This window comes from Streptomyces sp. NPDC005435, from assembly GCF_040703155.1.
Classification (GTDB): domain Bacteria; phylum Actinomycetota; class Actinomycetes; order Streptomycetales; family Streptomycetaceae; genus Streptomyces.
Genome location: NZ_JBEXEQ010000014.1, coordinates 134734 through 158708 on the forward strand (window position 1 = coordinate 134734; position 23975 = coordinate 158708).

Below are 23975 nucleotides of genomic sequence, written 5' to 3' on the forward strand. Positions count from 1 at the left end.
TTTACATGTCTTTCTCGTTCATTCGCCGCGTCGCCACCCCGAAGAAGGCCGTCACCGTCGCCGCCCTGGCCGCCGCCGGCGCCGGCATCGCGTTCGGCACCGTGCCCGCCCAGGCCGCTCCGATGTCGTCCTCCTCGGCTCAGTCGATCGCGCACAAGATGATTCCGAACTCGGCCCAGTACGCCGCGTTCAACAAGATCGTGTCGCACGAGAGCGGCTGGAACCCCTCGGCCACCAACAGCTCCTCCGGTGCCTACGGTCTGGTCCAGGCCCTGCCCGCCTCGAAGATGTCCTCCGCCGGTTCCGACTGGAAGACCAACCCGGCCACCCAGATCAAGTGGGGCCTCAACTACATGAACTCGCGCTACGGCAGCCCCGTTCAGGCCTGGAACTTCTGGCAGTCCCACGGCTGGTACTGAGCCGTACCCGACCGACACCGCCACCGGACCCAGGAGTCCGGCGACGCCCGGCCGGACCGGCCGGGACGCATCACCCGATATCCGCACCCTTGCCCGCGAGGCGAGGGTGCTTACGCATGTCCGGGGTCAACCATGCCCGCGGGGTTCTGAGTTGAGCGGTACCGGCACTCCCCTGTTCCCCCGCGTCGCGCCGCACCCCTCATCCGCCCCGCCTCCGTGATCCACTGGTCACCGCTCCGCCCGCGCGGCCGACCGGAGGTAGAGATGGCGACGCCCACGACCGGTCCGACCCCGCTGCCCCGCCCGCGCGGGATGCGCCTCACGGTCGTGCTTCTGCTGCTGACCGTGGTGAGCGGGCTGATCGACGCCGTCGGCTATCTGGGGCTCGGCCGGGTCTTCACCGCCAACATGACCGGCAACGTGGTCGTGCTCGGCTTCGCCGCCGTGGGCGCGCCCGGCTTCTCCGTGCCCCACATCACCACCTCGCTGGGCTGCTTCCTGATCGGCGCGGCGGCCGGGGGCCGGCTGACGAACCGCCTCGGCGCACAGGCCCGGCGCGACCGGACCCGGCTCACGCTCGTGGTGGAGGCGCTGCTCGTCGGCGCCTCGGCGGGGATCGCCTACGCCTGGCCGCACGCCCCCGGCACCCGGTACGCGCTGATCGCCCTCACCGCCCTCGCGATGGGCCTGCGCAACGCCACCGTCCGCAAACTCGGCATCCCCGACCTCACCACCACGGTCCTCACCATGACCCTGACCGGCCTCGCCTCCGACTCCCGCCTGGGCGACGCCACCGCCCCGGCCCGCCGCTCCCCCCGCCGCGCGGCCGCCGTGGTCGCGATGTTCGCCGGCGCCTGCCTGGGCGCCTGGCTGATCCTCAACCACGGCCTGGCCCTCCCCCTCCTCCTCGCAGCGGTGGCCTCCGGCGGCTTGGCGGTACTGGCCTCGGACCGGGACTGAACGCCGGCCTCCGGCGGCTCGGCGGTACTGGCATCCGACCGGGACTGAAGGCGGCTCAGCGGTGACGACATCGGACCAGGGCTGAGGCGAAAACGCCGTGCATGAGGAGGTAGTACAGCCCGTGCACGGCGTCTATTCGGCCGAGCAGCCCGGTGAGGTCGTCGAGCGGGCGGTGGGCGACCTGCCAGGTGACCGACTCGTCGCGCCACAGGCTGCCGTGCCGGGTGAGCCCCCACAGCCCGAGGAGCAGGGCGGTGAGCGCGGGCAGGGCCAGGGGTGCGGTGGTGAGCGGGCGGCCGGCGCCGCGCTCCGGGGCGGGAGCGGGCGGACGGTCCGCCGCCCGCTCCCGTATCGGTAACTGGCTGGTCACCCGGTCCCCCGGTCAGCTCGTCGTCAGGGACCGTTCGCCGTCCGGTGCCGTCCGCTGCCCCGGGGGCCGACCCACGCCCTCGGCGGGCGCCGAGGCCAGCACGCCGCGCGGCCCGATCAGCAGATAGCCGAGCGCGAATCCGCCGCCCACCACCATGGCGCCGCCGACCGCGTCCAGGACCCAGTGGTTGGCGGTGGCGACGATCGCGGTGACGGTGAACAGCGGGTGCAGCAGCCCGAGCGCCTTCATCCACCAGCGCGGGGCCATGACCGCGATGACCACCCCGCACCACAGGGACCAGCCGAAGTGCAGCGAGGGCATCGCCGCGTACTGGTTGGTGATCGCGGTCATCGCGCCGTAGTCCGGGTGGGCGAGGTCCTGCACGCCGTGCACGGTGTCGACGAAGCCGAGCCCCGGCATCAGACGCGGCGGGGCCAGCGGGAAGAGCCAGAAGCCGATGAGGGCCAGCAGGGTGGCGAAGCCGAGGGAAGTGCGGGCCCAGCGGTAGTCGACCGGGCGGCGCCAGTAGAGGACGGCGAGGACGGTCAGGGGGAGGACGAAGTGGAAGGACTCGTAGTAGAAGTCGAGGAAGCCCCGCAGCCAGCCGACCTGGACGACCGCGTGGTTGACGGCGTGCTCGATGTCGAGGTGCAGGAAGCGCTCGGTGTCGTAGACCATGCGCCCGTGGTGCTCGGCGGTCTCGCGCGCGAGTTCGTTGCTGCCGCCGGTCGCCGCGAGCCGTACCTGCTGGTAGGCGGCGTAGGTGACGCGGATGAGCAGCAGCTCAAGGAGCAGGTTGGGGCGGGTGAGCGAGCGGCGCAGGAAGGGCAGCAGGGGTACGTGCTTCCAGCGGGCCGGGAGCTGCCGGGCGTAGTCGGTGGGCACGGGGGCCGCGTAATAAGGGGAGGAGCGCGGCAGGAAGGGGACGGCCACGGCGGCGGCGAGGGCCGCGAGCAGGACGAGGTTGTCGCGCAGCGGGAAGAGCACCGGCGTGTTCGGCAGCATCATCTTCGCCGGGAGGGTGGTGACGAGGACCACCGCGACGGGCCAGACGGTACGGTCGGCGGCCCGCGTGCCGACCCGGCCGACCACCGCGAGCAGCAGCCACAGCAGCTGGTGCTGCCAGCTGGTCGGGGACACGACGACCGCCGCGCAGCCGGTGACGGCGACGGCGAGCAGGAGCTGTCCGTCGCGGGCGTAGCCGATGGCGCGGCGCAGCGCGAGGACGGCGACGGCGGCGCCGAGCAGCAGGAAGAGCGCGATCTCCAGCGGTCCGGTGAGGCCGAGGCGCAGCAGGGCGCCGTGCAGGGACTGGTTGGCGAGCCCGTCGGCCTGGCCGCCGAGCCCGGCCCCGGCCATGTGGTGGACCCAGTAGGTGTACGAGTCGTGCGGCATCGCGGCCCAGGCGAGCGCGGTGCCCCCGGCGAAGGTGATGCCGGTGCTCACGGCGGCCCGGCGGCGGCCGGTGAACCACAGCAGCGGTACGAAGAGCAGCACGGTCGGCTGGAGGGCGGCGGCGAGGCCGACGAGCAGCCCGCTCGCGCGTTCGTCGCGCACGGCGAGGCAGCCGAGCAGGACGAGGAGCACCGGGATGACGCTGGTCTGGCCGAGCCAGAGCGTGTTGCGCACCGGCAGGGAGAGCATCAGCAGGCTGATGGCGACCGGGGCGGCGAGCAGGGCCGTACGGCGGCTCACCGGCCGGGGCAGCGCGCGGGCGGCGACCAGGCCGAGCGCGACGACGAGGAGCAGGGTGCCGAAGGTCCAGGCCCAGCCGAGGGCGTCCTCCGCCGCGCGGGTGAGGGGTTTGAGGACGAGGCCGGCGAAGGGGGTGCCGGTGAAGCGGGTCGAGTCGTAGAGCGAGCCGTTGACGTGGAGGACGCCCTGCGGGCCGACCCAGGTCTCCAGGTCGGTGAGGCGTTTGCCGCTCGGACTGGTGAGGACGGCCGTCATCTGCCGTACCGCGAGAATCGCCGCCACCGCCCACAGCGCGAGCCGGGCCGCGCGCAGCCGCGTACCGGGCCCGTCCGCCGGGCCGAGGGCGTCCGCCGTTCGTCCGCTGTGCTCCACGTTCACCACGCCCCGTCGGCCTCCCGCCCCGTCACCCCGGGCGCCGGTGCCCGAGAGTTCCCCCGCGAACACTATGCGCTCACGGGCCCCCTGGGGCAGGACGCGGGCAACCCCCGCTTCACCTGACGTCCCGACCCCGTTTTATCCGCAGGACGATAGCCCGACAAAGGCGTGGTTGCACTCGGATCGAGCGATAAGGATCACAGTTGGGGCCGGGATCACCTGCGGCTTTGCGGGCAGACGTCCCTGCGTACACAAGGTTTACATGCTCTATGCAACGACTTGTGCACAGGACGTAAGGGGCCGAAGTCCTCCTATCGTCGCTTTTCTGCCCGGTGCACAGCATCGCCGCCGTTCGGCCGGGCCTGCCCTGTTCCCGTCGAAAGGTAGGCGAGCCCCGTTTTGGCGACCGCCACTGCTGTCAGTCCCCGTCCGCAGACCCGCCGGTCCTCCCAGGCCCGGAACGTCACGGTCACCGACCCCGCACTCGTCAAGCGCGCCGTGAAGGCGGCCGCGCTCGGCAACGCGATGGAATGGTTCGACTTCGGTGTCTACAGCTACATCGCCGTCACCCTGGGCAAGGTCTTCTTCCCCTCGGGCAACCCGACCGCACAGCTGCTCTCCACGTTCGGCGCCTTCGCCGCGGCCTTCCTGGTCCGCCCGCTCGGCGGCATGGTCTTCGGCCCGCTGGGCGACCGCGTGGGCCGCCAGAAGGTCCTGGCCGTCACGATGATCATGATGGCGGCGGGCACCTTCGCCATCGGCCTGATCCCGTCGTACGCCACGATCGGCGTCGGCGCGCCGCTGCTCCTGCTCGCGGCCCGTCTGGTCCAGGGCTTCTCCACCGGCGGCGAGTACGCGGGCGCCTCCACCTTCATCGCCGAGTACGCGCCCGACAAGAAGCGCGGCTTCTTCGGCAGCTGGCTGGAGTTCGGCACGCTGGCCGGTTACATCGGCGGCGCGGGCCTCGTCACCCTGATGACCGCCCTGCTGTCCTCGGCCGACCTGCTCTCCTGGGGCTGGCGCATCCCGTTCCTGATCGCGGGCCCGATGGGCATCATCGGCCTCTACCTGCGGATGCGCCTGGAGGAGACCCCGGCGTTCGCCGCCGAGGTCGAGAAGGCCGAGGCCGCCCGCCCGAAGGTCCCGCTGCGCGAGATGGTCGCGGGCCAGTGGAAGGCGCTGCTGCTGTGCATGGGCCTGGTGCTGGTCTTCAACGTCACCGACTACATGCTGCTGTCGTACATGCCGAGCTTCCTCACCAGTGAGCTGAAGTACGACGAGACGCACGGTCTGCTGGTCGTGCTCGGTGTCATGGCGCTGATGATGATCGTCCAGCCGTTCGCCGGCGCGCTCACCGACCGGGTCGGCCGCCGTCCCGTCATCGCCGCGGGCTGCGCGGGCTTCCTGTTCCTGTCGATCCCGGCGATTCTGCTGATCCGCCAGGGCAGCCTGCTCGCCGTCGCGCTCGGCATGGGCGCGCTCGGCCTGCTGCTCGTCTGCTTCACCGCGGCCATGCCCGCCGCCCTCCCGGCGCTCTTCCCGACCCGGGTGCGCTACGGCTCGCTGTCCATCGGCTTCAACGTCTCCGTGTCGCTCTTCGGCGGTACGACCCCGCTGGTGGTCACCGCGCTGATCGGCGCGACCGGCAACCTGATGATGCCCGCGTACTACATGATGGCGGCCGCCGTCATCGGCGGGTTCGCGGTGTGGCGGATGAGCGAGTCCGCCGGCCGTCCGCTGCCGGGGTCTGCGCCTTCGGTGGAGCGGGCCTGAGGCTTGAGGCGCGCGCCTGATGTGAGCGTGTGCGACTTACCGGCGGCCCGGCGTGAGCCAGGGGCGCCCGGGGTGGGTGCGGGAAACCGGTCACAAGGTTCCCCGCGCCCACTTCGCCGTTTTCGCCCCGTTCCCGGGGAGACTTGGCCTGAAGGGCTTGAGCGGACACTCGGGAAGGGCGGCAGGCGCATGGGCGACTCGCAGGTGTGGGACGACGTGGAGCGCTACTTCACCAGCCGGCTGGCGGCGGACGACGAGGTGCTGCGGGCGGCCCTGCGCGACAGCGACGCGGCCGGGCTGCCGCCCATCGCCGTCACCCCCACCCAGGGCAAGCTGCTCCAGCTCCTCGCCCAGATCCAGGGCGCCCGTACGGTCCTGGAGATCGGCACCCTGGGCGGCTACAGCACGATCTGGCTGGCCCGCGCGCTGCCCGCCGACGGCCGGCTGATCACCCTGGAGTACAACCCCAAGCACGCCGAGATCGCCACCCGCAACATCGCCCGCGCCGACCTGGACGGCATCGTCGAGGTCCGCACCGGCCCGGCGCTCGACTCCCTCCCCCACCTCGCCGACGAGAACCCGCCCCCCTTCGACCTGGTCTTCATCGACGCCGACAAGGCCAACACCCCGCACTACGTCGAATGGGCCCTGCGCCTGTCCCGCTCCGGCAGCCTCATCGTCATCGACAACGTGGTCCGCCGGGGCGACGTCTCGGACCCCACCACCACCGACCCCGACACCCTCGGCACCCGCGCCACGATCGACCTCATCGCCACCCACCCCCGCCTGACGGGCACCGCCCTGCAGACGGTGGGCCCGAAGGGGTACGACGGGTTCGCGCTGGCCCGGGTGCTGGGGTAAGCGGGCCGGGAGGGAGGCAGGGGTTCGTCCTCGCTTCCCTCATGAAATTGCAAAATTGGCATGCCCATGGAAGGCTGCGTCCCCGTGACAGCCGGCGACTTCACCCGGCTCACGAGGGAAAACAGCAGCTGAATGGGGGGGCAATGCCCAAGTCCAAGTTCACCCGCAGTGCCGCGGCGGCCGTCGGTGCCGCCGCGATGATCGTCGCGACCGCGACCCCGGCCTTCGCCGCGAACAAGACCGTGGACATCGGCTACGGCCACATGACGTTCATCGACGACGGCGACGTCTTCAAGATCTGCGACGACCAGGCGGACGGCAAGGGCGTCTACGGTGCCGTCTTCTACGACTCGTACCTCAGCCCTTCCGGCTACGAGCGGGTGATGACGATCTCCGACGGCGGCGACAGCGGCTGTGACAGCAAGGGCTACAACATCGGGAACTCCGGCACTTACACCTTCGTCATCTGCTGGGGCCGGTACCCGACCGGCCCGTTCGAGAACCCCACCTTCGGTGTGGACTGCGACTACGCCGGCGAATTCAACGAGTAACCGCCGCCCGCCCGCGGAGCGTCACTCGTGGTAGAAACCCACGTTCACGCTCCGCGGCGCCGTCCGGTCCTGCACGACCAGTTCGCCGCCCGTCCCCTGCGGGAGCCGGACCGTGCCGCCGTAGGGGATCGTCTGGGCGTAGTCGCCGACGGTGAGGCGGACCTCGGAGGAGGGGTCGGGCTGGGAGCCGCGGAGCCAGGTGACCTGCCAGACGCCGTCGGGGCCGCACAGGAACTCGAGGTGGACGCGGGAGACGAACAGCCAGTCCTCCGGGGTGACCAGCCGGCACACCGCCGCGTCCCGGCCCACCCGCAGCACGGCACCCGGCTCGCTCGGCGCTTCCGCCATGACCATGCCGGCCGTGGCACCCGCTTCCTCCCTGGAGACGGAGGCCATGGTGAGTTCGAGCACGCGTTTCCCCCTGCACGTCCGGTGCGTGCGCCGGTCGCCGCACACCGCCGCCGAATGATAGAACGCCCGGCCCGGCCGCGTCCGGCACAATGGCCTCATGACCGAGCGAAAGCCACCGGGTGTGCCGTTCGAGTCCTGGGTGGACCACCAGATCGCCGCCGCACAGCGGCGCGGTGAGTTCGACCGCCTCCCGGGCGCGGGCGAACCGCTCCCCGCCGGCCTCGACTCCGCGTACGACGACCTGTGGTGGGTCAAGCGCAAGATGGCCCGCGAGGGCCTGACCGCCCTGCCCCCTTCCCTCGCCCTGCGCAAGGAGGCCGAAGACGCCCTGGAGGCGGCCTACGCGGCCCCCTCCGAGGCCACCGCCCGCCGGATCATCACCGACGTCAACGTCAAGATCAGCGCCATGATGTTCCGCCCGCCACCCGGCCCTCCGCTCGGCAAGAAGCCGTACGACGTGGAAGAGGTCGCACGCGAGTGGCACCGGCGCCGCGAACAGGGCTGACACCGGCGCCGAACTCACCCCGAAAAAGGGCTGGTTGCTGATCGCCCGGTACGACGGTGAACCCGCCGGCTCGGCTGGCGTACGGCTCCTCGCCCCCCGAACCGCGTAACTCACCCGGGTGTTCGTGCACCCGCGTCTGCGCGGCCGGGGCGCGGCCCAACTCCTCGTCGCCGCAGCCGAGTCGGCCGCCCGCGACCTGGGCGCCCGCCGCCTGATCCTGGACACCAGAGGCGACTTGACCGAGGCCCGCGCCCTGTACGCCCGCCTGGGCTACACCGAGACCGCCCCGCACAACACCGACGTCTACGCCGAACACTGGTTCAGGAAAGACCTGTTGGCAGCCGAAGAGATCAACTCACCTTCTTGACCGATCCATTGTGCGGCCGCTCGCTCGCCGCCCCGCACATCTCGTCCGTCAACTCCTTGACCAGCTGGGTGAGATCGGTGGACCGCTCCGGCGTCCACCAGTCCCCCAGCAGCTCGGACAGCGAGTCCTCGCGCGCGGCGGCGAGCCGTTCCGCCGCGACCCGGCCGGCGTCGGTGAGCGTGAGGTCCAGCCCCTCCCGCTCGACCAGCCGCCGTTCCTCCACCTGCCGTTCGGCCGCGAGCACCGTCTGGATCGGCACCGGGCTGCGCTCGGCGAGCACGTACGGCTCCACCGACCCGTACCGCCGGATGCGCAGCAGCAGCCAGCTCGCGGCGGGCAGCAGGTCGTACCCGGCCCGCGCGGTGATGTCCTCGTACACCTCCCGGCGCCCCTCCCGCGTCCCGAGCAGGGACAGCGCCCGGCACACCTCGTCGTAGGACGAGCGCTGGACGGGGTTCGGCGGGATCGTCTCGGAGGCGTCCGGCGCGGTGACCGAGCCGCGCAGCCGGTCCTCCTTGAGGAACCACGCGAGCAGGAAGCCGACCGCCGCGACGGGGGCCGCGTAGAGGAACACGTCGGTGATCGCGGAGGAGAACGCGTGCAGCGCGGGCGGCCGCAGCGCGGCGGGCAGCGCGCCGATGCCGCGCGGGTCGGCCTCCAGGCCCCCGAGCGAGACCCCGGGCGGCAGCCGTACCCCCTGGAAGGCGTCGGCCAGCTTGTCGCCGAGGCGGCTGGAGAAGACGGTGCCGAAGATCGCGACGCCGAAGGAGGCACCGATGGAGCGGAAGAAGGTCGCGCCGGAGGTGGCGACGCCGAGGTCCTCGTAGGAGACGGCGTTCTGCACGATGAGGATGAGGACCTGGAGGACGAGCCCGAGACCGAGCCCGAAGACGAAGAAGTACAGGCTCATCTCGGCGGTGGAGCTGTGCTCGTCCAGCTTGTGCAGCAGGAGCAGCCCGATCGCGGTGACGGCGGTGCCGGCCACCGGGAACATCTTCCAGCGGCCGGTCCGGCTGACGATCTGCCCGGACATGGTCGAGGTCAGCAGCAGCCCGAGCACCATCGGCAGCATGTGCACGCCCGACATGGTGGGCGAGATGCCGTGCACGACCTGGAGGAAGGTCGGCAGATAGGTCATCGCGCCGAACATCGCGAACCCGATGATGAAGCTGATCACCGCCGACAGGCTGAAGGTCCGGATGCGGAACAGCTTCAGCGGCAGCACGGGCTCGGCGGCCCGCCGCTCCACCTCGACGAACGCGACGGCGAGGACGACACCGAGCACCGCGAGCCCGATGATCTGCGCCGATCCCCACGCCCAGGTCGTCCCGCCGAGCGAGGCCACCAGCACCAGACAGGTGGCGACGGCGGCGATGAGGAACGTGCCGAGGTAGTCGATCCGGTGCCGGGACGTACGGCGCGGGATGTGCAGCGCGGCGGCGATCACCGCGAGCGCGATGATCCCGAGCGGCAGATTGACGTAGAACACCCACCGCCAGGTGAGCTGCTCGGTGAACAGCCCCCCGAGCAGTGGTCCCAGCACACTGGTCGCCCCGAACACGGCCCCGAAGAGCCCCTGGTACTTCCCCCGCTCCCGTGGCGGCACGATGTCCCCCACGATCGCCATGGACAGCACCATCAGCCCACCGCCCCCGAGCCCCTGCAACGCCCGGAACCCGATCAGCTCCGCCATGTTCTGCGCCATGCCGCACAGCGCGGACCCGACGAGAAAGATGACGATGGCCAGCTGATACAGCCGCTTCCGCCCGTACTGGTCCCCGAGCTTCCCCCACAAGGGTGTAGCGGCGGTGGACGCGAGCAGGTACGCGGTCACCACCCAGGACAGATGCTCCAGCCCGCCCAGATCACTGACGATCGTCGGCAACGCCGTCGCCACGATCGTCTGATCCAGCGCCGCCAGCAACAGCCCCAGCAGCAGCGCCCCGATGGACACGAGCACGTCAGCCCCCACATGCTCACCACCCCGCACGCCCCGCGCCGCACCGTGCGTATCCAGGGCCATGTGACCTCCCGGGACTCGACTGCCCACCTTCTATGGTCGGCGGTGGGGGCGATTACGGCCTGTCGAGCGGTGGAAACAGGGGCCCGGCGTCAGGTGCCCCGGGGCACACCCGGTGATCAGAGGTGCGGCCGGGGCCTCCCGCTGTGCCGGCCCAGCAGCGTCCTGGTGGCGTCGAGGAAGGGCGGCAGCGCCGGGGCCTGCTGACCGTCGCGCCTCCAGGTCGCGTGGAGCGGGGCCTCGTACTGGAGCCCCTGCCAGGGGACCAGGCCGACGGCTCCCCGGGCCAGGTCCGCGGCCACAGCGATCCTCGGCAGCACCGCACACCCCATGCCGGCCGCGACGCACGTCCGCAGGGCGCCGATGCTGGTGAGCTCCGCCGCGATCCGGGGGCGGGGCCCCGGCGCGGAGCCGAGGGCCTCCTCGAACATCAGCCGGTAGCTGCAGCCGGACTCCGTCACCAGGAAGTCGACTCCGGCGAGATCGGAGGTGGTCACCGATTCCCGTCGCGTCAGCGGGTGGTCCTTGGGGCCCACGACGACGACTGGTTCCGGCGACAGCGGCATGCTCTCCAGGTCCGGGAGGTCCGGGGGTGCGCCAAAAGTGAAACAGAGGTCCAGGGCCCCTTCCCTCACCCCATTGCGGCAGTCCGCCCGGTTCCCGGGGCGGAGCACCACGCGCACCTTCGGGCAGTCCTCGCGGAAGCGGGTGAGCAGCGACGGGAGCCGGTAGACGCAGAGTGTCTCCGGCGCTCCGATCAGCAACTCCCCTCCGGGGCTGCCGACTTCGGTGACGGCCGCCCTGGCCTCCTCGGCGAGGGAGAGCATCCTCTCGGCGTAGTCGACCAGGCGGCGCCCTGCCGGGGTGAGCCGTAGCCCGCGATGGGACCGCTCGAACAGGAGCACACCCAGGTCCTGTTCCAGCGCCTTGATCTGTTCGGTGACGCTCGACTGCGCGTAGTTCAGCCGCTCGGCGGCGCGAGTGACGTTCAAGGCGTCGGCCACCGTGCGGAACGTGCTGAGCTGCCGCAGCTGCATGCCGCTGTCCCCCCGGCGTAGGCATCGGTTCTCCCGATGATGCCATCGGAATCTCCCGTTTCCGATCGGCTTCAGCGCTTGCCAGGCTTCGCTTCCAACCCCTCTGACGGCCACCGCTCTTGTGCCGGGCCGTTTCCGCTTCACGAAAGGTATGGCATGTCCGCGCAAGCTACGCAGGCCCCTGGCATCGCCGGCGAGACCCGGGCCGAGAACCCCGCGCGCCGACGGCTGCTGCTCATCGGGCTCTCGCTCGGCTACTTCATGGTTCTCCTCGACACCAGCGTGGTGAATGTCGCGCTGCCCGCCATCCGCAGCGACATCGGAGGCGGACTGTCCGGGCTGCAGTGGGTGGTCAACGGCTACACCCTGACGTTCGCCGCGCTGCTGCTCACCATGGGTGCCCTGTCCGACCGTTTCGGCGGACGCCGCGTCTTCGTCGTCGGCACCTGGGCCTTCCTGCTGGCGTCGCTGATCACGGTCTTCTCGCCGAACCTCGGCGTGCTGATCGCCATGCGCGCCCTGCTCGGCGTCGCGGGTGCCGCGCTGCTGCCGTCCTCGATGGCCGTCATCGCCACCGCCTTCACCGACCCGGCCCGGCGCGCCCGCGCGCTCGGCTCCTGGGCGGCCATCACCGGTGCCGCGCTGGCCGCGGGACCGGTCCTCGGCGGTGTGCTCACCGACGCTCTCGGCTGGCGCAGCATCTTCGCCGTCAACGTGCCCGTGGCGCTGGTCAGCGTGCTCATCGCGCGGGCCCTCGCACCCGAGACGAAGCTGGACACCGGCCGTGGGGTGGACCTTCCCGGCCAGATCAGCGCGGTACTGGCGCTCGCCGGGATCACGTTCGGTGTGATCCGGAGCGAGAGTCTCGGCTGGGGCTCGAAGCCCGTGTCGACGGCGCTCGCCGTCGCTCTCGTGGCCGGGGTCGTCTTCCTGGCCGTGGAACGCCGCCCTGCCGGGCCGCGCGGCCCCATGCTCCCGCTGACGCTCTTCCGCAGCGCGACCTTCTCGGCGAGCGTGCTCAACGGCCTGCTCGTCAACTTCGGCCTCTCCGGGCTGCTGTTCGTCATGTCCCTGTACTTCCAGCAGGCGCGTGGCCTTTCCGCCCTGACGGCCGGCTGCGCCTTCCTGCCGCTCACCCTGCCGACGGCCTTCAACCCCGTCTACACCGGCCGGCTGGTCGCGCGATCGGGGCCGCGGAAGCCGTCCGTTCTGGGCTTCGGGCTCCTGACGGCCGGCGCCGCGGTTCTCACGGCCGGCATCACGGATACGGGAACCGCGTACACCCTGCTGACCGGGTTCGGCATGCTGGTCTTCGGCTTCGGTGTGTCCTTCGCGATTCCCTCCCTGGTGACGGCGGCCGTCTCGGCCACGCCGAAGGAGCAGGTCGGCATCGCGTCGGGCGTGCTGAACTCCGCACGTCAGACCGGCGCCGTCATCGGCGTCTCGCTACTCGGCTCGGTCCTGCACGCCTCCGGCCCGACGGCCGGAACCCGCACCGCACTGATCATCGCGACGGCGACGCTGCTGCTGGGTCTGCTGCTGTCGGCCGGCTTCATCGAACGGAAGGAGCGGTCGGCCCAGCCGGGCAGGAGTCCTCGTTGACGGAGCCGATCCCCAGGTCACCGCGGGTCAGGTTCCGCGAAGGTTCTCGTCGTCAGCCCACCGTCAGCCGAATCCCGCCGTCCACAGACGCCTCCACCTTCACCCGCGTGAGGTCGGGAACCGCCACGTCCGGACCGTGCTGTTCCGCCCTCTCCCCGATGCCCACCACCCGCATCCCGGCGGAGCGCCCCGCCGCGATCCCCGCCCCCGAGTCCTCGAAGACGACGCAGTCGGACGGGTCGACACCCAGGGCGGCGGCGGCCTTGAGGAAGCCCTCCGGGTCGGGCTTGCTGGCGCCGACGGATTCCGCCGTGATGCGGAGGTCGGGGAGGGGGAGGCCGGCGGCGGTCATGCGGGCGGTGGAGAGGGGGGCGTCGGCGGAGGTCACCAGGGCGTGGGGCAACCCCCGTAGCGCGGCGAGGAAGGCGGCCGCGCCGGGGACCTCGATGACGCCGTTCATGTCGGCGGTCTCCGCGGCGAGCATGCGGGCGTTGTCCGCGAGGTTCTCCTCGTGGGGGCGGTCGGGCAGGAGCAGGGCCATCGAGGCGTGGCCCTGCCGGCCGTGGACGACCTTCATCGTCTCGTCGCCGTCCAGCCCGTGTTCCGCGGCCCAGCGGCGCCAGATGCGCTCGACCACGGCGTCGGAGTTGACGAGGGTGCCGTCCATGTCGAGCAGGAGGGCGCGGGCGTTGAGGACGACGGGTGGGGCGGTGACCGGCATCGGCAGCTCCAGAAGACGCGAGGCCCCCGGTCGTGAGGGGGCCTGAGAGGAACAAGGCGGCCCCGCCCACCGGTCAGGGGATGCGGGCGGGAGCCACTTTGTTCCTCCACGGTACAAAACTGCGCCCGCATCCCGCCAGCGCGCCGCGGAAGCGTTCACCCCGCGTTCGTCCGCGCGGGCACGGTAAGGGGCACCCGGCACCGCCCGCTGGTCCGGCCGGCAGGCGAGGTGCGCCCGAGTTCACCCCCGCCCCGGCCCGCCGGCATCAGCCCGCGATCGCCTCGTACAGGCTCCAGACCCCCAGGCCCACCATCAGCAGCGCCGCAACCTGCGTAATCAGCCGCAACGGCACCCGCTTCATCAGCGCCTTGCCGCCCACGATGCCGAGACCGGCCACCGCCCACAGCCCCAGCACCGCACCAAGGCCGACGGAGAGCGGGTCGTCGTACCGTGCGGCGAGGTTCGCCGTCATGATCTGGGTGAGGTCGCCGAACTCGGCGACGAGGATGAGGGTGAAGCCGGTGCCCGCGACCTTCCAGAAGGACTGGTCGGCGGGCTTCTTGATCTCCTCCTCGCCCTCGTCCTTCTTCAGGAGCAGTACGGCGGCCCCGCCGAGGAAGAGGACGCCGGTGAGGGCGTGGACGATCTGCTGCGGGAGCAGGGTCAGTACGCTGCCGGCCGCGACGGCCAGGACGACGTGCAGGGTGAAGGCGGCGGCGACGCCGACGAAGACGTACGAGGCGCGGTAACGGGCACCGAGGACGAGACCGGCGAGCGCGGTCTTGTCGGGCAGTTCGGCGAGGAAGATGACGCCGAAGACGAGCGCCGTCACGGTGATGCTGATCAAGGTCCCTCAATCGGTCGGGGCTGCCCCGCCGAGATGGCTGCACCTCACAAGGGAGACCTCGGCACGGCAGCGCACTGATGCACCCGTGCCACAAGGCACAGGCGTGCACTGCTTGCCGAAGGTCTCGCTGGGCGGTCCCACAGGGACCCGCCTCCGGGCGCCGGCTCAGGCTGGCTGAGCAGTATGTCGACGGTCCGGCGAAGAGCTACTCCCCTTCTGCACCGCCCATCGTACGTGACGTCGCCCGCCGGGTCGTGGGCGGCGGACGCCGGTGCGCCCTGACGCCCCGAGATGCCCCCCGACCGCCGGTGCACCCGGACACCGCCGAGGCCACCCCTGTCAGAACCCGTGAAAATTCCGCCCGCAATCTTGTCCTGTCATGCACGCGTCACTAGCTTCTAACCGAGCGCTCACCCCACAGCAACACCGCACCGCGAGCATTCCCTCGCGCACGTCCGTCACACCCCGGTCCGGACCCCCAAAACCCTCACCCCACAAGGGAGTTCAGATGTTCCGTATGCCCCGCATGCCCCGATTCTACGCGCGTCGACGGCTGGCCACGCTCGCCGCCGCCACCGGCCTGATCGCGTCCGCCGCGCTGTTCAACTCCCCCACCGCCTCCGCCGCCCTGCCGACGCCGGTCAGCGGTGCCACCGCCCGCAGCTACCTCTCCCAGCTGACCGTGGCCACCGAGAACCGCACCGGCTACAAGCGGGACCTCTTCCCGACCTGGATCACCATCAGCGGCACCTGCAACACGCGCGAGTACATCCTCAAGCGGGACGGTACGAACGTGACCACCGACTCCGCGTGCGTCTCCACCAGCGGCAGCTGGTACTCCCCGTACGACGGCGCGACCTGGAGCGCGGCCTCGGACGTGGACATCGACCACCTGGTGCCGCTCGCCGAGGCGTGGGACTCGGGCGCGAGCCAGTGGACCACCGCGCAGCGCCAGGCGTTCGCCAACGACGTGACGCGCCCGCAGCTCCTCGCGGTCACCGACAACGTCAACCAGTCCAAGGGCGACCAGGACCCGGCGACCTGGATGCCGTCCCTGACGTCGTACCGCTGCACCTACGCCCGCGCCTGGGTGCAGGTGAAGTACTACTACGACCTCTCCGTCGACTCGGCCGAGAAGAGCGCGCTCACGAGCTACCTCTCGGGCTGCTGACCCGCGCCGGCGACTGAATCCGGACACACCGACGGCCCGCCCGCGAAGGCGGGCCGTCGCCATTCCCGCCCAGAAGCACCCACACCCACCCGGCACCCCCCGCCTCATGTGTCAGGCGCGTGACGCGAGCCGACCATGGCCGGATGTTGAACTTGCAAGCACAAATTAGGTTCACCTAACCTTTCCCCTCGTTCGGTACCCGCCGCCCCCACACCCCGGCCGGCGGCCCCGTCCGGCAGCGTCGCCGGATGCGCGGGCGCGCCGTGAACCGAAAGAGGAGACCCCCCATGTCCGCTCGGCTCAACGCCGCCCAGCCCTACGTCCTCGGGCTCTTCCGCATCGTCGTCGGCCTGCTGTTCGCCGTGCACGGCGCGGCCTCGCTCTTCGGCGTCCTCGGTGGCGCCGTCGGCACCCACGGCGGCACGGTCCCGGCCGGCAGCTGGCCCGGCTGGTACGCGGCGGTGATCCAGCTCGTCGCCGGCGGCCTCGTCCTGCTCGGCCTCGGCACGCGTGGCGCCGCGCTGATCGCCTCCGGCTCGATGGCGTACGCCTACTTCGACGTCCACCAGCAGAGCGCCCTGTGGCCCATCCAGAACGGCGGCGAACTCTCCGTCCTCTTCTGCTGGGCCTTCTTCCTCCTGGTCTTCACCGGCTCGGGCGCCTTCGCCGCGGAGGACCTGCTGCCCCGCCGTACGACGGCGACGACGGCACCGGAACCGGCCGCCGAGGAGGCGGCGGTGGCGGCGTGACGCCGTACCGCTGAACGGGCCACCGCTGAACGAGCCACTGCTGAACGGGCGTGCCCCGGCCGGGAGTTGATCCCGCCGGGGCACGCCCGCACGACCTCGCACGCCCGCATGGTCCGCACGCCCGCACAGTCCGGCACGCCCGCGCCGCCGACACCGGCGAACTCACCGCCCCCGCGTCTCCTCGTACGCCGCCAGCTCGTCGGCGCTTCCCACGAACGCGGGTCCGCAGTCCGGCGGCAGCCGCTCGACGACCAGCGCCACGGCAGCCCGCGCGCTGCCGGTCTCCGCGGTGCGCGGGCTGTCGCGGTGCGGCCCCTCGACGTAGTACCGGCCGTCGTCCAGCGTGCCGACGTACAGGAGGTCCCAGGTGGGACGGAACCCCGTACAGCGGCTGAAGTGCAGCTCCCCCATGCCCGTCCACGGCTGGAGCCGGCGCAGGCGCGGCTCCGCGTGGGCCGCCCGCACCAGCTCGGTGAACGCGTCCTGGAGCGGCGAACGCTCCGCCGCCCGGCCCGCTTCCTCGGCGGTGCCGAGAATCTTGCGCCAGGCGGCTTCGACGATGTCTGTCATGACGCGATCATGGCCGGAGAACGGGAGCCCCCTCCACCTCACGACATCCCGGTCACCCACCCGAACGGCACCGTGAAGCACGCGACGCGCCGGGCGCCCGCCGTGCCGGGGCGGTCCTGGATCACGACGGAGGCGGCCTCGTCCCGGCGGAAGCCCCAGGTGTGGCGGACGCTCGCCGTGCCCGCGCCCCGGGAGTCGGTGTTGAAGCCGAGCCGGACCTCGTTGGCGGCGGTGGAGCCGGCGCCGGGGTCGTCGCGGTACCGGTCGCCCGCGGCGGCGCCGGTCGTACCGCAGGGGCGCTGGTGGACGTAAGCGCCGTACGTACGGCCCGGCTTCAGCCCGCTCACCCTCAGCTCGACGGTCGTGGCCGCGCCCGGCCCGGTCAGCTGACGCACCCGGATCGTGCCGGCCGCCGGGACGAGCGTCTGGTCGTACGTCACCGCCGCCGACGGCACGAAGGCGGTCGGCGGCGCGAACCGGCCCTCCGCGTCGACGGTGTACCCGTCGGCGGCGGCAGGCGTCGCCGCCAGCACCACCACCGCCACGGCCCCCGCCCACAACCCGGCACCCACCATCACGCCCACCTCGCCTTTTCCCCGGCCCTCGCCACCACGGCACCTCCGCCGCGCGGGCCTCTCCCCGTTGGTACGGCACGGGGGCGGGGGCGGCGCGCTGGACGCGCCGGGCGGGTGACCGGGTGGTCGTCGGCAGGGCTCCGGAAAATCAGGGGCCGGACCCGGAGCCCTTACGGGAAGCTGCACACATGATCGAACGGGACGCCGCGACGCCTGTTCGGTGCGGAGACCGTTCGACCGGGCTCCCGCATCGGGGGAGGCGCCTCCGTGACCCCGTCGTGAACATGCCGTGTCTGTCACTTGATCCTCTTGTGAACCATCCGTCACCCCGTCAGGCGTACGCTGTATGGCTGTCGTCGGGGGGAACGAGGGAGTCGTGGTGCTGGAGAGTGTGGGGTCCCTGGCGGCCGGTCCCTGGATCTACGCCATGGTGGCCGTGTCGGTGCTGCTCGACGTCTTCGTCCCCGTGCTGCCCAGCGGAGTGCTCGTCATCACGGCGGCCACGGCGGCGGCCGCCGGTACGGGCGCGGCGGCGGGCGGGGTGCCGCACGATGTGCCCGACACCGTCGTACTGATCATCTGTGCCGCCGTCGCCTCGGTCGCGGGCGACCTGGTCGCGTACCGCCTGGCCTGGCGCGGCGGCGAACGGCTCGACCGCGCCATCGCCCGCTCGCGCCGTCTGACCAGCGCGCAGGAACGTCTCGGTGAGGCGCTCGCGCGGGGCGGCGGCGCGCTGGTGGTGCTGGCGCGGTTCGCCCCGGCGGGCCGCTCGGTCGTCTCCTTCTGCGCGGGCGCCGCGCACCGCCGCGCCCGCGACTTCCTCCCCTGGTCCGCCCTCGCGGGCCTGTCCTGGGCCGCCTACAGCGTGGCCCTCGGCTACTACGGCGCCCGCTGGCTGGGCGCGACCTGGCTGGCGACGGGGGTGTCGGTGGCGGCGCTGTGCGCGGCGGGGTCGGGGGCGGCGTATCTGATGCGGCGGCGTCCGGCGGAGCCGGTGGAGGGGTAGGGCGCGGTCCCGGCCCGTTCTCACCCTCGGCCCGGAGCCGCCGCCCTCTTCTGCCCCCGTACCTCCAGGCTGTCCAGCAGCTCGGCGGTGGCCTCGGCGACCGCCGCCACCGCCCGGTCGAAGGCCTCGCGGTTGTGCGCGGCGGGGGCGCGGAAGCCCGAGATCTTGCGTACGTACTGCAGCGCGGCGGCGTGGATGTCGTCCTCGGTGGCCTCGCCGGGGAGGACGGGCGGGCGCAGCGTTCTGATACTCCGGCACATGCGTCAAGTGTGGCCCCGGAGGGGCGGGATTCGCCGTACGAATGGGCGTATCGCATGTCATGATCACCCCAGGCGGCCACCGATTCCCGGGGCCGACCCATGACAGGAGTCACCTCATGACGACCAAGCCCACCATCGCCGTACTCGGCCCCGGCGGAGTCGGCGGACTGCTCGCCGCGCTGCTGTCCCGTTCCGGGCACCGGGTGATCTGCCTGGCGCGCGAGACCACGGCGGAGGCGCTGCGCGAGGGCGGTATCCGGGTCCGCAGCCGTCAGTTCGGGGAGTTCACCGCGCCGGTGGAGGCGGACACCGAGCTGCGTGAGCCGGTCGACGCGTGTCTGATCGCCGTCAAGCAGACGGGTCTGGACGCGGCCCTGTCCCGCGTCCCGGCCGAGGCCCTCGGCGACGACACCCTCCTCGTACCGTTCCTGAACGGCGTCGAGCACCCGGCGGCCCTGCGCGCCCGCTACGGCTCCGGTCTCGTGGCGCCGGCGGCGATCCGGGTGGAGTCGACGCGGGTCTCGGCGGACCCGGTGGTGATCGAACAGGGCAGCCCGTTCGTGGAGGTGGACCTCGCGAGCGCGACGGCCCCCCGCGACCGCCTCGACGCGCTCGCGGCCGCGCTCACCGCCTCGGGCGTGACGGCGCGGGTCACCGGCGACGAGTCGGCGACGCTCTGGACGAAGCTGGCCTTCCTCGCCCCGTTCGCCCTGCTCACCACGCGGTACGCGGTCCCGCTGGACGTGGTGCTCGACCGGCACCGTACGGAACTGGAGGCGCTGGTGGCGGAGACGGCCGCCGTGGGCCGCGCGTACGGCGCCCCGACGGACGCGGCTCAACTCCTCGCGCGGTACGGCTCCTTCCTGCCCGGCGCCAAGTCCTCGATGCTGCGGGACGCGGAGGAGGGGCGGCCGCTGGAGCTGGACGCGATCGGCGGGGCGCTGCTGCGGGCGGCGGAGGCGCGGGGCGTGGCGGTGCCGGTGGCGACGCGGGTGGTGGAGGCGTTGCGGGCGGCGGGGTACTGAGGGGGCGGGGTACTGAGGGGCGGGGGCGCGGGGTTTTCGAGACCCGGGGCCGTCAACTCAGCCCCTCGCGGAACACTCGTTCGAATGAACCGGCCTTGCGAACGCGTCGTACGGATTCGAACAGGCGTACCATTGCCGCGTGGCTACGACCCCCGAATTCCCCAGTGACCTCCTCGCCGGGCAGGCGGAGCTGCACCAGGTCCGGGCCGAGCTGTCGGCCCTGCTCAAGCGGCTCCCCTGGTCGGTCGAGCCGTTGGACGGGTTCAGCGACGACACCGCCTGGCGCAGGATCGAGCGCCCCGCCTCCCCCGGCTGGACGGCCGACGAACAGGCCGAGGTGGAAAAGCTCCGCCGCCGCGAGCACGAACTCGCGGTCTTCGTCAGCGGCCACCGCTTCTGGTCCGAGATATCGCCGGCGGACCGGGTGGACATCCGCTCGCTGCTGAAGCACGCGGAGGAACCGCCGCCCGCCTGACGAGCGGGCGGCGGGTTCGCGGGCCGGGGGCCGGGTGCCGCTGGATACGCTGCCCCCATGATTCGCGCTGTGATCTTCGACGTGGGCGAGTGCCTCGTGGACGAGACCGCCGGGTGGGGTGCCTGGGCGGACTGGCTGGGCGTGCCCCGGCACACGTTCAGCGCGGTGTTCGGGGCGGTCGTGGCCCGGGGCGACGACTGGCGCGAGGTGTTCGAGGAGTTCCGCCCGGGCTTCGACCTGGGCGCGGAGCGGGAGGCGCGGGAGGAGGCGGGTCTGCCGCAGACCGTCACGGAAGAGGATCTCTACCCGGACGTCCGGGACACCCTGGCCACCCTGCGCGCCGACGGCCTCTGGCTGGGCATCGCGGCGAACCAGAACGCCCGCGCGGGCCGCCACCTGCGCGAGCTGTTCGCGAGCGACGTGGACCTGATCGGCCTCTCCGACGACTGGGGCACCGCCAAGCCCGACCCCGCCTTCTTCGCCCGCCTCACCTCACTCGTCCCCGCCGAACCCCACGAAATGCTCTACGTAGGCGACCGCCTCGACAACGACATCCGCCCCGCCGCGGCCGCCGGCATGCACACCGCCCTCGTACGACGCGGCCCCTGGGCCACCCTCCAGCACCACACCAAGAAAGCGGAGAAGGCCCCCACCTTCAGGGTGGAGAGCCTCCTCGAACTGTCCGGTCTGATCGCCCACTTCAACGAGAACCACCGCTGACGCGGGCGGGCATCACCCCCGGCCCCCTCAGCCCGCCAGCAACGCCCTCGCCGCCGCGATCACCGGCACGCCCACCTCGCCGACCAACGCCGCGATGCCGGAGATCTGCCGTACCAGGGCGCGCCGGCGTTCCGGGGAGGTCTCCTCGGCGATCGAGCCGGCCGCCGTGTCCACCTCCTGCCGCTCACCGGGGTCCAGATGCGGGCGCAGACTCTCGATCGCCTCCAGGAGGGCCGCCACCTCGGGCCCCGGGGCGGTCGCGCCGACCGTCTTGCCGCCCGCCACGATGTCACCGGATCCGGTGTGCTCGGCCTTGCCGATACTGCCCGAACCGTACTGCTGGATGTAGTCGCCGGTCATGATCCCTGGATGCTCCCGCTGCCGCTGTGCTCGGCCTTGCCGATGCTGCCCGAGCCGTACTGCTGGATGAAGTCGCCCTGCACCGCGTGCTCCACGTTGATGATCATGTGCGCGATGTCGGGGTTGCCGATCGCCTTGGTGATCTCTTGGATGAGCCGCTGGATCTCCTCCTGCCGCGTGGACCAGATGGCCTCGCGCTGAGTGCCGGAGGTGTTGAGGATCAGGCCGTACACCGGGGGCTTCTGCAGGACGGAGACCAACTTCCAGACGAGGAACGCCTCCACGGCGAGGAGGACGATCGTGCCGAAAGTGCCGGCCACCGAGGCGAAGATGCCGCCCACGATCAGCCAGCCGACGGTCCGGAGGATGAACTTCTTCCACGCGGCGCCCTGGTCGACGACCAGAGACCGCTGGCCGACGTGCGAGATGTTGCCGAGCGGGTACGCGTCGCCCCCCACCCACAACACACCTTCATTGATTGTCACTTGGGCCGCCACAGGACCCTCCTGTCACCTGCTGGGAACACGGAGAACGTAGAGTAGCGAGATGAGCACCGGAGCGTGACGGGATTCGGTCCGTCCGCTCGACCCCGATCCGCCCCGGTCTGGCCGGGGTCCGAAAAGCGGACCCGGCTCACCGCGCGCCGCCACAAGGCCCCCACCTGCGAGGCAAGCCGCCGGAACGCCCCCTGGGGCACCGCCCGATCCCCGTCGCCCGGCTCCGGCCGTAAACCGGCCGCCCTCGGGACCACTCCCGAATATCGCCTGAACGATCTACAGATCTCATGAAGTACAAGACGAAAGGCCCTTCACTGGTGTAGTGAAGGGCCTCCGCATCACGTGGGCGCGGACGGTTTCGAACCGCCGACATCCTGCTTGTAAGGCAGGCGCTCTACCCCTGAGCTACGCACCCGTGAGGACCGGCACGTGGCCGGGTCGAGCGACAGCTTACCTTGACCGCGCCAGGGGACCGCAAACCCGTAACGCGAGGCAGCGGGGCCGTAGGCAGGCAACTGACCGGCCCGTGTGTTCGTCTACGTCGGGTGGGAGAATGGCTCCACCCAGGGCGCCGCAGGACAGCACGGGAGAGGGATTGTGACGGGGACACCGGGCACGCCGTCGGATTCGCAGCCGTACCCGCCGTCGACCGCACGGGACCGGCAGACCCGGCAAGTCCGGCACCGGCCTTCGCCTTCGCGCGACACCGGCGCCCTGCGCCAGACCGCCGGCCTCCTCGTCGGCCTCCCCCTCCTCGCCGCCGTCGCCCTGCCCGCCGCCTTCGCCGGAGGCGGTACCCGTCGCTGGTTCGGCGGCCGGGCCGAGAGTCAGCGGGCCGAGGCGCAGGCGGCGAAGGACGCGGCGGCGGAGGCGTTCTACGAGCTGGACACCGCGCAGCGGGAGCTGCTGATCGCCATCGAGACGATCAGTGCCGTGGACGACTCCCCCCAGGCACGCACCGCCGTCCAGGACTTCGCCGCGCTCGGGCGCCGTATCGACGAGGCCAGCCACCGTTACATCGAGGCCGTCGACGCGCAGGATCTCGACCGGGACGACCTGGAGGCCTCCGTCGCGGCGCGGGCGCGGACCGAGCTGACCTCGGCCAAGGACGAGCTGGTGCGGGTCAAGCAGGAGCTGGACCGGTTCGGGAGTTCGCTCGGACCGCTGCTCGGGAAGGCGGAGACGCAGCTCGCGCGGCTGGCCCCGGCCGTGGAGCGGGCCCGGCAGGAGCTGCTGGGGGCGAGCAACGCGCTGGACGCCGTACGGGAGAAGCGGCTGCGGGCCGACGACCTCGCGGCACGGCTCGCCGTCCTCTCCCCCGAGCTGACCAGACTCAACCAGGGTGCCGGACAGCACGGCGTGGCCGCCACCCTGGAGCGGGCCGAGCGGGTCCGGCGCGAGGCCGCGGCGATCCGGACCGAGGCCGAGCGGCTGCCGGAGAAGGCCGCCGAGATCGACCGGAGACTGGTCAGCCTCGGCACCCGCGCCCAGGCGCTCACCACCCGCGCCGGACAGGTCGAGCCGATACTGAGCGAGCTGCGCCGCCGCTTCACCGCCGCCTGCTGGCAGGACCTCCAGCAGGTGCCCGAGCAGGCCGGGGAGAACGTACGGCAGGCCGAGCGCAAGCTCGCCGAGGCGCGCTCCGCGCGGGAGGCGCAGCGCTGGGCGGACGCCACCTCGCTGCTCTCGACCGTCCGCGCCCTGCTCAACACCACCGACGAGGCGGTGTCCGCCGCGGGCAACCGGCTGAACCGGCTCAACGCCGTGCAGAAGGACCCCCGCGCCGAGATCGAACGGGCCAGGTTCGCGCTCCGCGACGCCCAGCGGCTCGCGATGACCGGCCGTACCGCGCCCGACCCCCGGCACGCCCGGCCGCTCGACGACGCGGTGGCCCGCCTCGACCGGGCGATCGCCGGCCTGGACAGCGGCCGCCACCCCGACTACTGGCACTTCCTGACCGAGACGGAGGCCGTACGGGAGACGGCGTCCCGGGTCGTCTCCCGGATCCGCGAGGAGCGCGGCCCCGGGCACTGAGGGCCCGGCCCGGGGGCAC

General features: G+C 72.0%; 26 protein-coding genes, 1 tRNA gene and 1 pseudogene. 15 read left to right on the forward strand and 13 right to left on the reverse strand.

The window, feature by feature from the left end; translation table 11 throughout:
* The first annotated feature begins 5 nt into the window (after window positions 1-5).
* A complete protein-coding gene (locus tag AB0898_RS19625) occupies window positions 6-419 on the forward strand; it encodes a transglycosylase SLT domain-containing protein (RefSeq protein WP_366804204.1) in 414 nt (137 codons plus the stop codon).
* Window positions 420-683: 264 nt separating this feature from the next.
* Entirely contained in the window at window positions 684-1379 is a 696-nt protein-coding gene (locus AB0898_RS19630; RefSeq protein WP_366804205.1) for a YoaK family protein, read from the forward strand.
* Between the two features lie 55 nt (window positions 1380-1434).
* On the opposite strand, the gene AB0898_RS31875 is transcribed toward AB0898_RS19630, so the two are convergent.
* Together AB0898_RS31875 and AB0898_RS19640 are read right to left on the reverse strand one after the other, a co-directional pair.
* The gene (locus AB0898_RS31875) at window positions 1435-1749 is read right to left on the reverse strand and encodes a hypothetical protein (protein WP_407078368.1); all 315 of its coding nucleotides are present in this window, start codon (window positions 1747-1749) and stop codon (window positions 1435-1437) included.
* Window positions 1750-1761: 12 nt separating this feature from the next.
* Window positions 1762-3825 carry a bifunctional glycosyltransferase 87/phosphatase PAP2 family protein gene (locus AB0898_RS19640; RefSeq protein ID WP_366804206.1) on the reverse strand — a complete coding sequence of 688 codons (2064 nt, stop codon included), beginning with the start codon at window positions 3823-3825 and terminating at the stop codon, window positions 1762-1764.
* A 393-nt stretch (window positions 3826-4218) separates the two neighbouring features.
* Between AB0898_RS19640 and proP the strand changes: the two genes are divergently transcribed.
* The 3 genes from proP (at window position 4219) to AB0898_RS19655 (ending at window position 7004) form a co-directional block, all read left to right on the forward strand.
* The gene (gene proP / locus AB0898_RS19645; protein WP_366804207.1) at window positions 4219-5592 is read left to right on the forward strand and encodes a glycine betaine/L-proline transporter ProP; all 1374 of its coding nucleotides are present in this window, start codon (window positions 4219-4221) and stop codon (window positions 5590-5592) included.
* A gap of 189 nt (window positions 5593-5781) precedes the next feature.
* A complete protein-coding gene (locus AB0898_RS19650) occupies window positions 5782-6453 on the forward strand; it encodes an O-methyltransferase (protein ID WP_366804208.1) in 672 nt (223 codons plus the stop codon).
* 143 nt (window positions 6454-6596) lie between these two features.
* Window positions 6597-7004 (forward strand): hypothetical protein, encoded by a 408-nt coding sequence (locus tag AB0898_RS19655; protein WP_366804209.1) that lies wholly within the window; start codon window positions 6597-6599, stop codon window positions 7002-7004.
* Between the two features lie 21 nt (window positions 7005-7025).
* On the opposite strand, the gene AB0898_RS19660 is transcribed toward AB0898_RS19655, so the two are convergent.
* Window positions 7026-7415, reverse strand: a complete 390-nt coding sequence (locus AB0898_RS19660) for a hypothetical protein (RefSeq protein ID WP_366804210.1) — start codon at window positions 7413-7415, stop codon at window positions 7026-7028.
* A gap of 97 nt (window positions 7416-7512) precedes the next feature.
* Here AB0898_RS19660 and AB0898_RS19665 point away from each other — a divergent pair, with 97 nt between their 5' ends.
* Entirely contained in the window at window positions 7513-7920 is a 408-nt protein-coding gene (locus AB0898_RS19665) for a DUF1992 domain-containing protein (protein WP_366804211.1), read from the forward strand.
* A pseudogene (locus AB0898_RS19670) lies at window positions 7916-8287 on the forward strand (GNAT family N-acetyltransferase); the annotation flags it as partial. The gene AB0898_RS19665 and the pseudogene AB0898_RS19670, both read left to right, overlap by 5 nt.
* Here the strand turns inward: AB0898_RS19670 and AB0898_RS19675 are convergent.
* Together AB0898_RS19675 and AB0898_RS19680 are read right to left on the reverse strand one after the other, a co-directional pair.
* On the reverse strand, window positions 8271-10310 hold the full coding sequence (locus AB0898_RS19675; protein WP_366804212.1) for an MDR family MFS transporter: 2040 nt from the start codon (window positions 10308-10310) through the stop codon (window positions 8271-8273). The pseudogene AB0898_RS19670 and the gene AB0898_RS19675 sit on opposite strands and share 17 nt — an antisense overlap.
* 116 nt (window positions 10311-10426) lie before the next feature.
* The gene (locus AB0898_RS19680; protein ID WP_366804213.1) at window positions 10427-11344 is read right to left on the reverse strand and encodes a LysR family transcriptional regulator; all 918 of its coding nucleotides are present in this window, start codon (window positions 11342-11344) and stop codon (window positions 10427-10429) included.
* Between the two features lie 156 nt (window positions 11345-11500).
* On the opposite strand from AB0898_RS19680, the gene AB0898_RS19685 reads away from it, so the two are divergent.
* Window positions 11501-12946 carry an MFS transporter gene (locus AB0898_RS19685; protein ID WP_366804214.1) on the forward strand — a complete coding sequence of 482 codons (1446 nt, stop codon included), beginning with the start codon at window positions 11501-11503 and terminating at the stop codon, window positions 12944-12946.
* A 52-nt stretch (window positions 12947-12998) separates the two neighbouring features.
* On the opposite strand, the gene AB0898_RS19690 is transcribed toward AB0898_RS19685, so the two are convergent.
* Both AB0898_RS19690 and AB0898_RS19695 read right to left on the reverse strand, forming a co-directional pair.
* Window positions 12999-13667, reverse strand: coding sequence for an HAD family hydrolase (locus tag AB0898_RS19690; RefSeq protein ID WP_366804215.1), 669 nt, complete (start codon window positions 13665-13667; stop codon window positions 12999-13001).
* A gap of 265 nt (window positions 13668-13932) precedes the next feature.
* Window positions 13933-14514: a TMEM165/GDT1 family protein gene (locus tag AB0898_RS19695; RefSeq protein WP_366804216.1), complete on the reverse strand. Its 582-nt coding sequence runs from the start codon at window positions 14512-14514 to the stop codon at window positions 13933-13935.
* Window positions 14515-15040: 526 nt separating this feature from the next.
* Between AB0898_RS19695 and AB0898_RS19700 the strand changes: the two genes are divergently transcribed.
* Window positions 15041-15685 carry an HNH endonuclease family protein gene (locus AB0898_RS19700; protein ID WP_366804217.1) on the forward strand — a complete coding sequence of 215 codons (645 nt, stop codon included), beginning with the start codon at window positions 15041-15043 and terminating at the stop codon, window positions 15683-15685.
* Window positions 15686-15972: 287 nt separating this feature from the next.
* Window positions 15973-16434: a DoxX family protein gene (locus AB0898_RS19705; RefSeq protein ID WP_366804218.1), complete on the forward strand. Its 462-nt coding sequence runs from the start codon at window positions 15973-15975 to the stop codon at window positions 16432-16434.
* A gap of 162 nt (window positions 16435-16596) precedes the next feature.
* Here the strand turns inward: AB0898_RS19705 and AB0898_RS19710 are convergent, their stop codons facing one another.
* Both AB0898_RS19710 and AB0898_RS19715 read right to left on the reverse strand, forming a co-directional pair.
* Window positions 16597-17004 (reverse strand): DUF6193 family natural product biosynthesis protein, encoded by a 408-nt coding sequence (locus AB0898_RS19710; protein ID WP_366804219.1) that lies wholly within the window; start codon window positions 17002-17004, stop codon window positions 16597-16599.
* 38 nt (window positions 17005-17042) lie between these two features.
* Entirely contained in the window at window positions 17043-17579 is a 537-nt protein-coding gene (locus AB0898_RS19715) for a superoxide dismutase family protein (protein WP_366804220.1), read from the reverse strand.
* 379 nt (window positions 17580-17958) lie between these two features.
* Here AB0898_RS19715 and AB0898_RS19720 point away from each other — a divergent pair, with 379 nt between their 5' ends.
* Window positions 17959-18585, forward strand: a complete 627-nt coding sequence (locus tag AB0898_RS19720; protein ID WP_366804299.1) for a VTT domain-containing protein — start codon at window positions 17959-17961, stop codon at window positions 18583-18585.
* Window positions 18586-18605: 20 nt separating this feature from the next.
* Here the strand turns inward: AB0898_RS19720 and AB0898_RS19725 are convergent, their stop codons facing one another.
* Entirely contained in the window at window positions 18606-18845 is a 240-nt protein-coding gene (locus AB0898_RS19725) for a DUF2277 domain-containing protein (protein ID WP_366804221.1), read from the reverse strand.
* A 116-nt stretch (window positions 18846-18961) separates the two neighbouring features.
* Between AB0898_RS19725 and AB0898_RS19730 the strand changes: the two genes are divergently transcribed.
* The 3 genes from AB0898_RS19730 to AB0898_RS19740 all read left to right on the forward strand — a co-directional run bounded on the left by AB0898_RS19730 (window position 18962) and on the right by AB0898_RS19740 (window position 21065).
* Window positions 18962-19870: a 2-dehydropantoate 2-reductase gene (locus AB0898_RS19730; RefSeq protein ID WP_366804222.1), complete on the forward strand. Its 909-nt coding sequence runs from the start codon at window positions 18962-18964 to the stop codon at window positions 19868-19870.
* A gap of 139 nt (window positions 19871-20009) precedes the next feature.
* Window positions 20010-20345, forward strand: coding sequence for a hypothetical protein (locus AB0898_RS19735; RefSeq protein ID WP_366804223.1), 336 nt, complete (start codon window positions 20010-20012; stop codon window positions 20343-20345).
* Between the two features lie 57 nt (window positions 20346-20402).
* On the forward strand, window positions 20403-21065 hold the full coding sequence (locus tag AB0898_RS19740) for an HAD family hydrolase (RefSeq protein ID WP_366804224.1): 663 nt from the start codon (window positions 20403-20405) through the stop codon (window positions 21063-21065).
* A 27-nt stretch (window positions 21066-21092) separates the two neighbouring features.
* Here AB0898_RS19740 and AB0898_RS19745 read toward each other — a convergent pair whose 3' ends face one another.
* The 3 genes from AB0898_RS19745 to AB0898_RS19755 all read right to left on the reverse strand — a co-directional run bounded on the left by AB0898_RS19745 (window position 21093) and on the right by AB0898_RS19755 (window position 22337).
* Window positions 21093-21425, reverse strand: a complete 333-nt coding sequence (locus AB0898_RS19745; protein WP_366804225.1) for a hypothetical protein — start codon at window positions 21423-21425, stop codon at window positions 21093-21095.
* Window positions 21422-21922: a DUF6232 family protein gene (locus tag AB0898_RS19750; RefSeq protein ID WP_366804226.1), complete on the reverse strand. Its 501-nt coding sequence runs from the start codon at window positions 21920-21922 to the stop codon at window positions 21422-21424. Before AB0898_RS19750 ends, AB0898_RS19745 begins: the two co-directional genes overlap by 4 nt.
* A 343-nt stretch (window positions 21923-22265) precedes the next feature.
* Window positions 22266-22337: transfer RNA gene (locus AB0898_RS19755), tRNA-Val, on the reverse strand.
* Between the two features lie 182 nt (window positions 22338-22519).
* On the opposite strand from AB0898_RS19755, the gene AB0898_RS19760 reads away from it, so the two are divergent.
* On the forward strand, window positions 22520-23956 hold the full coding sequence (locus tag AB0898_RS19760) for a hypothetical protein (protein ID WP_366804227.1): 1437 nt from the start codon (window positions 22520-22522) through the stop codon (window positions 23954-23956).
* Window positions 23957-23975 lie beyond the last annotated feature (19 nt).

Coding starts and splice junctions, on each gene's coding strand:
- AB0898_RS19625 (WP_366804204.1), top strand. CDS start 6: ATGTCTTTCTCGTTCATTCGCCGCGTCGCCACCCCGAAGAAGGCCGTC.
- AB0898_RS19630 (WP_366804205.1), top strand. CDS start 684: ATGGCGACGCCCACGACCGGTCCGACCCCGCTGCCCCGCCCGCGCGGG.
- AB0898_RS19650 (WP_366804208.1), top strand. CDS start 5,782: ATGGGCGACTCGCAGGTGTGGGACGACGTGGAGCGCTACTTCACCAGC.
- AB0898_RS19655 (WP_366804209.1), top strand. CDS start 6,597: ATGCCCAAGTCCAAGTTCACCCGCAGTGCCGCGGCGGCCGTCGGTGCC.
- AB0898_RS19665 (WP_366804211.1), top strand. CDS start 7,513: ATGACCGAGCGAAAGCCACCGGGTGTGCCGTTCGAGTCCTGGGTGGAC.
- AB0898_RS19675 (WP_366804212.1), bottom strand. CDS start 10,310: ATGGCCCTGGATACGCACGGTGCGGCGCGGGGCGTGCGGGGTGGTGAG.
- AB0898_RS19680 (WP_366804213.1), bottom strand. CDS start 11,344: ATGCAGCTGCGGCAGCTCAGCACGTTCCGCACGGTGGCCGACGCCTTG.
- AB0898_RS19685 (WP_366804214.1), top strand. CDS start 11,501: ATGTCCGCGCAAGCTACGCAGGCCCCTGGCATCGCCGGCGAGACCCGG.
- AB0898_RS19690 (WP_366804215.1), bottom strand. CDS start 13,667: ATGCCGGTCACCGCCCCACCCGTCGTCCTCAACGCCCGCGCCCTCCTG.
- AB0898_RS19700 (WP_366804217.1), top strand. CDS start 15,041: ATGCCCCGATTCTACGCGCGTCGACGGCTGGCCACGCTCGCCGCCGCC.
- AB0898_RS19705 (WP_366804218.1), top strand. CDS start 15,973: ATGTCCGCTCGGCTCAACGCCGCCCAGCCCTACGTCCTCGGGCTCTTC.
- AB0898_RS19710 (WP_366804219.1), bottom strand. CDS start 17,004: ATGACAGACATCGTCGAAGCCGCCTGGCGCAAGATTCTCGGCACCGCC.
- AB0898_RS19715 (WP_366804220.1), bottom strand. CDS start 17,579: ATGGTGGGTGCCGGGTTGTGGGCGGGGGCCGTGGCGGTGGTGGTGCTG.
- AB0898_RS19725 (WP_366804221.1), bottom strand. CDS start 18,845: ATGTGCCGGAGTATCAGAACGCTGCGCCCGCCCGTCCTCCCCGGCGAG.
- AB0898_RS19730 (WP_366804222.1), top strand. CDS start 18,962: ATGACGACCAAGCCCACCATCGCCGTACTCGGCCCCGGCGGAGTCGGC.
- AB0898_RS19740 (WP_366804224.1), top strand. CDS start 20,403: ATGATTCGCGCTGTGATCTTCGACGTGGGCGAGTGCCTCGTGGACGAG.
- AB0898_RS19745 (WP_366804225.1), bottom strand. CDS start 21,425: ATGACCGGCGACTACATCCAGCAGTACGGTTCGGGCAGTATCGGCAAG.